The organism is Streptomyces sp. NPDC001787, assembly GCF_040297465.1.
GTDB lineage: Bacteria > Actinomycetota > Actinomycetes > Streptomycetales > Streptomycetaceae > Streptomyces.
On record NZ_JBEOZE010000010.1, the window covers coordinates 263,094 to 269,093 of the forward strand.

General features: G+C 69.3%; 5 protein-coding genes. 4 read left to right on the forward strand and 1 reads right to left on the reverse strand.

The window, feature by feature from the left end; genetic code table 11:
* Positions 1 to 76: 76 nt before the first annotated feature.
* The 3 genes from ABT170_RS17240 (at position 77) to ABT170_RS17250 (ending at position 3,571) form a co-directional block, all read left to right on the forward strand.
* Entirely contained in the window at positions 77 to 1,057 is a 981-nt protein-coding gene (locus tag ABT170_RS17240) for a cation diffusion facilitator family transporter (protein WP_329943675.1), read from the forward strand.
* Positions 1,058 to 1,319: 262 nt separating this feature from the next.
* Positions 1,320 to 2,777 (forward strand): adenosylhomocysteinase, encoded by a 1,458-nt coding sequence (ahcY, locus tag ABT170_RS17245; RefSeq protein WP_329943674.1) that lies wholly within the window; start codon positions 1,320 to 1,322, stop codon positions 2,775 to 2,777.
* 152 nt (positions 2,778 to 2,929) lie between these two features.
* Entirely contained in the window at positions 2,930 to 3,571 is a 642-nt protein-coding gene (locus ABT170_RS17250; RefSeq protein WP_329943673.1) for a hypothetical protein, read from the forward strand.
* Here ABT170_RS17250 and ABT170_RS17255 read toward each other — a convergent pair.
* Positions 3,568 to 4,533, reverse strand: coding sequence for an RDD family protein (locus ABT170_RS17255; protein WP_351868166.1), 966 nt, complete (start codon positions 4,531 to 4,533; stop codon positions 3,568 to 3,570). The two genes, ABT170_RS17250 and ABT170_RS17255, sit on opposite strands and share 4 nt — an antisense overlap.
* A gap of 116 nt (positions 4,534 to 4,649) precedes the next feature.
* Between ABT170_RS17255 and ABT170_RS17260 the strand changes: the two genes are divergently transcribed.
* Positions 4,650 to 5,657, forward strand: coding sequence for a stage II sporulation protein M (locus ABT170_RS17260; protein ID WP_351868169.1), 1,008 nt, complete (start codon positions 4,650 to 4,652; stop codon positions 5,655 to 5,657).
* Positions 5,658 to 6,000: the final 343 nt, after the last annotated feature.

Below are 6,000 nucleotides of genomic sequence, written 5' to 3' on the forward strand. Positions count from 1 at the left end.
CCGTAATACGCGGCCGTAACGGGCGGCCGTATGCGCGGCCGCCCGTGCCGCACCGAGGAAGGGACACCACGCACTCATGAGCGCGTCAGGCGGAACCAAGGCGATCGTGGCGGCGCTGGCAGCCAACCTCGCGATCGCGGTGGCCAAATTCGTGGCGTTCCTCTTCAGTGGCTCGTCGTCGATGCTCGCGGAGAGCGTCCACTCGCTCGCCGACTCCGGCAACCAGGGCCTGCTGCTGCTCGGCGGCAAGAAGGCCCAGCGCGAAGCCACTCCCCAGCACCCCTTCGGGTACGGGCGCGAGCGCTACATCTACGCCTTCCTCGTCTCCATCGTCCTCTTCTCGGTCGGTGGCATGTTCGCGATCTACGAGGGCTACGAGAAGATCAAGCACCCCCATGAGATCGAGGCCTGGTACTGGCCGGTCGGTGTGCTGATCTTCGCGATCATCGCGGAGAGCTTCTCCTTCCGTACGGCGATCAAGGAGTCCAACCAGACCCGGGGCACGCGTTCCTGGACGGAGTTCGTCCGCCGCGCGAAGGCCCCCGAGCTGCCCGTCGTCCTGCTTGAGGACCTCGGCGCCCTCGTCGGCCTGATCCTTGCCCTCGCGGGCGTCGGTCTGGCGCTGGGCACCGGCAACGGCGTCTGGGACGGCATCGGCACCCTCTGCATCGGCATCCTGCTGATCATCATCGCGATCGTCCTCGCCGCCGAGACCAAGTCCCTGCTGCTCGGTGAGTCCGCGGGCATCGAGGAGGTCGAGAAGATCAAGGCCGCCGTGGTCGACGGCGACACGGTGACGCGCATCATCCACATGCGTACGCTCCACCTCGGTCCCGAGGAACTGCTGGTCGCCGCCAAGATCGCGGTCCGGCACGACGACACCGCCGTCGAGGTCGCCCACGCCATCAACGCCGCCGAGAACCGGATCCGCGAAGCCGTCCCGATCGCCCGGGTCATCTACCTGGAGCCGGACATCTTCAACGCGGAGGCCGCCGCGGCCGGCACCAACCCGGGCAAGCAGCCCGGTGGCCCGGCCCCGGAGGAATCCGGCCACTGAACCACCGACGTTCAGCCCTCGACGGCCCGGTGCACGCCCCGGTTACTTGAACGGACTGGGGCTCACTGGGCCGTTCGGTGTAGATTCATGTGAGACACAGACGTCGCTGCTGATGGCGGTTGATCGGTCCGCATCCCTGTGGACCGGCCGAGGGACAGAGGGCCTCCGACGGACTGCACTGGTGAACGACCGGGCATTCGTGTGCCCGCCGTCGCAGAGCCAGCCCAGCCCACCCTCGACCCATCACGAGGAGCAGCCCGTTATGACGACGGTCGCCAATCGCCAGGACTTCAAGGTCGCCGACCTCTCCCTCGCCGCCTTCGGCCGCAAGGAGATCACCCTCGCCGAGCACGAGATGCCCGGCCTGATGTCGATCCGCAAGGAGTACGCCGAGGCCCAGCCGCTGGCCGGTGCCCGGATCACCGGCTCGCTGCACATGACGGTGCAGACGGCCGTGCTCATCGAGACCCTCGTCGCCCTGGGCGCCGATGTCCGCTGGGCCTCCTGCAACATCTTCTCCACCCAGGACCACGCCGCCGCGGCCATCGCCGTCGGCCCGACCGGCACCCCGGAGGCCCCGGCGGGCGTCCCGGTCTTCGCCTGGAAGGGCGAGACGCTGGAGGAGTACTGGTGGTGCACGGAGCAGGCTCTGACCTGGCCGAACACCCCCACCGGCGGCCCGAACATGATCCTGGACGACGGCGGCGACGCCACCCTCCTGGTCCACAAGGGCGTTGAGTTCGAGAAGGCCGGCGCGGCCCCGGACCCGTCGACCGCGGACAGCGAGGAGTACGCCTACATCCTCACCCTGCTGAACCGCACCCTCGGCGAGGCCCCGCAGAAGTGGACCCAGCTGGCGTCCGAGATCCGCGGTGTCACCGAGGAGACCACGACCGGTGTGCACCGGCTGTACGAGATGCACCGCGACGGCACCCTCCTGTTCCCGGCGATCAACGTCAATGACGCGGTCACCAAGTCGAAGTTCGACAACAAGTACGGCTGCCGCCACTCGCTGATCGACGGCATCAACCGCGCCACCGACGTCCTGATCGGCGGCAAGACCGCCGTCGTCTGCGGCTACGGCGACGTGGGCAAGGGCTGCGCGGAGTCCCTGCGCGGACAGGGCGCCCGCGTGATCATCACCGAGATCGACCCGATCTGCGCCCTTCAGGCCGCGATGGACGGCTACCAGGTGGCCACCCTCGACGACGTCGTGGCACAGGCCGACATCTTCGTCACCACGACGGGCAACAAGGACATCATCATGGCCTCGGACATGGCCAAGATGAAGCACCAGGCGATCGTCGGGAACATCGGCCACTTCGACAACGAGATCGACATGGCCGGCCTGGCGCAGATCGAGGGCATCGTCAAGGACGAGGTCAAGCCGCAGGTCCACACCTGGACGTTCCCCGACGGCAGGGTCCTCATCGTGCTGTCCGAGGGCCGCCTGCTGAACCTGGGCAACGCCACCGGCCACCCCTCGTTCGTGATGTCCAACTCGTTCGCGGACCAGACCCTGGCCCAGATCGAGCTGTTCACCAAGCCCGAGGACTACCCGACCGACGTCTACGTGCTGCCCAAGCACCTGGACGAGAAGGTCGCCCGCCTCCACCTCGCCGCGCTCGGCGTGAAGCTCACGACCCTGCGCCCCGAGCAGGCCGCGTACATCGGCGTCGAGGTCGACGGCCCGTACAAGTCCGACCACTACCGCTACTGACCCCCTGCCTCCCGGCGACCGTGGGCCTCACCCACCGGTCGCCGGGAGGCCGACAGCTTCAGCGGCAGTTCCGAGCGCAGGCCCCCGCACCCCCGTGCCGGGGGCCTGCCCCGTTACCGCACCCGTACAGCCCGAGGAACCCGAAGGACCCCATGCCCCGCGGCCGGTATTCGCTCCACGATCCTCACGATCACACCCCCCTCGGCGAAGAACACTTCCACTGCGCGCCCGGCCCCTCCGGCTGGCGCTATGTCTCCCGGACCACGACCCCCTCCGGCGATCACCTCGGCTCCGTCGACCTGGCCCTCGACGAGCTCGGCCGCCCCATCCGTCTTGAGCTCCACGCGGCCGCCTGGCAGATCCGAGGCGCCGCCCTGGAAGGCGTCACCTGGGTCCGGACCGACCCGACCGGCACTCATGCCACCGAAGGCAATGTCCGCGCCCACGCCTTCGCCGGCACCTCCCCCGCATTCCTCGTCGCCATGACGAGGCTCCTGCGCCTCACCCCCGATTCCCCGACGACCCGCGTCCGTGTGGTCACCTTCACGGATCCGGTCCTCGCACCCCGTACCGTCGACCAGTCCTGGGCCCTGGTGAACAGTGAAGCCCATGCCACTGACAATGGGCCCCTGACCGTGGACGAATACCAGGTCAGCGCCCTGGACACGGGGGAGCGGCACACGGTCCACCTCGCCGGTGACGTGGTCCTCGCGGCGCCCGGCATCGAGCTCGAACACCTCGAAACGCCTCCGTCGCCGCCACCTCCGCCCCGCAGCGCGCCCGCCTTCGGCTAACCGGGCGGGGCGAAACCGGTCGTGTACGTCCCCACCGCTGTTGCGGGACCGACGGCCGGGACGGGAGCGACGGCCGGGACGGGAACGGCGACCTGCGCCGGAGCAGCGGCCGGCACAGGTGCCGCGGCAACTGCCGGAGCGACGACCGTCCCGGAACCGCCGGGCGTCACCGGCGGGAAGGGCGTTCCGGGCGGCGCGAACCCGCCGGGCGGGACCGCGGTGAATACCCGCCTCGCATCACGCGCCTGGCGCTCGCCGACCACCCCGGCCAGATAGGCCGCCGCCGGGACACCGTGCGGAGCGGGCGCACCGGTCAGCGCCACCAGCTCACCGCCCAGCCGTTCGGAGATCGTCCGGCCCACTTCGGGGTCGAGCTGGTGCATACGCGTCAGGTACTGCCGGATCGCGAGCCAGAGACCGTCCGGGACCGCCGAAAGATCAAGCTGTGCGAACCGGCCGGCCAGCCAGGGCGGAGGCGGCGGCACCGCGGCCGACCGCCCCGCCGGAACCCGCTCCCGTACGACGAGCGTCCCGGCGAACACATCACCGAGCCGCCGCCCCCGCGCGGAGGCCAGGGACGCGACGCAGGCCACGACCCCGAACGTCATCAGAATCTCGACCATCCCCATCGCTCCGCGCACCAGGGCGTGCCGGAACCTGATCGGCCCGCCGTCGTCCCGGACCACGCGCAGCCCGCACGCCAGCTTCCCCAGCGAACGGCCGTGGCTGAGGGTCTCCACCGCGACCGGCCCACCCACCAGCACCAGCAGAAAGGCCGCCACCCCGATCGCCGCGACCGCCGCCTCGTCCAGCGAGACCGCCGCGATTCCCAGACCGATCGACACCAGGACGAAGACGGTGACGACGACCACGAGATCGATCGCCAACGCCAGGGCCCGGCTCGGCAGCCTCGCCGGCCGCAACCCCAGAACGACCGCGTCCCCGGTCACCAGCTCGTTCATCGCCACCCACCCTTCGCCGACCTTCTCCGCCCCACCGGTGCCCAGTCTGCCAAGCTGACCGCCAGCGCCGCAGTTGTACGGACCGTACGCACCCATGCCTGGAGCCGCAGCCGACCATGGACCTCGACGTCTTCGTCACCGCCCACCGCACGGAGTGGGACCGCCTGGACTTCCTCCTGCGCCGCGGGCGCCGTCTGACGGGTGCGGAGGCGGACGAACTCGTCGTCCTCTACCAGCGCACCGCCACCCATCTCTCCCTGATCCAGTCCAGCGCTCCGGACCCCATGCTCACGGCCAGGCTCACCCAGCTCGTGGCCCGTGCCCGCTCGACGGTGACCGGCACCCGCAGGGCTTCCTGGCGCGACGCGGCCCGTTTCCTCACCGCGGGTTTCCCCGCGGCCGTCTACCGCTCGCGCCACTGGTGGATTCCCACGGCGGTGCTCTCGACCCTCCTGGCCGCGCTCATCGGCTGGTGGATCGGCACCCATCCGGAAGTCCAGGCGGCGATAGCCGCCCCGGACGACCTGCGCAGCATGACCCGACCGGGGGGGGAGTACGAGACGTACTACTCCAGCCACCCGGCCGCGTCGTTCGCCGCGCAGGTGTGGACGAACAACGCCCAGGCCGCGGCCATGTGCCTGGTACTGGGGGCGTTCCTCTGCGTACCGGTGATCGTGATCCTCTTCCTCAACGTGCTGAACCTCGGTGTCGGCATAGGACTGATGTCGTCCGCAGGCCGCCTGGACACCTTCCTCGGCCTCGTCCTCCCGCACGGGCTTCTCGAACTGACGGCCGTCTTCGTAGCCGCGGGCACCGGGCTCCGTCTCGGCTGGACGGTGATCGACCCCGGTCCGCGTACCCGCCGCGTGGCTCTGGCCGAGCAGGGCCGCGCCGCCATCGGCATGGCGGTCGGCCTTGCGCTGGTCCTCTTCGTCTCGGGCGTCATCGAGGGCTTCGTGACCCCGTCCGGCCTTCCGACCTGGGCCCGGATCACCATCGGTATCGCGGCTGAGCTGGCGTTTCTCGCGTACGTCTACGTTCTGGGCGGACGAGCCGCGCGCGCCGGCGACACGGGCGACCTGGACGCGGTCGAACGCAGCGCCGAACTCCCCTCCGCAGCCTGACCACCGATGTGCGACGGCCCGCGCTGACCTGCTAGTGTCCTCCTCGCCCCCAAAAGCCGTTGACACGGTCGCTGTGGGGAGGTAGATTTAAACGGTTGCCTCGAACTGGACAAGTTCGGGCCCAACGGTTAGTGTCTGTCTCGCTCTGGGCAGGGAATTCACATTCCCGCAGAGCCAATCGATTCTCCTGCTTCGAACTCATTTGAGCTGATTATTTCGGCTGAAATGTTTCTGGTAAGGTCGAATCAGCCGAAAGGCAAAGGCCATCCGCAGGCCGCTGGAATCGAATTCGGACCGGAAACGGAACGGAAAAGAGTCTGGTAAAGTCGGACTCGCCGGAAAG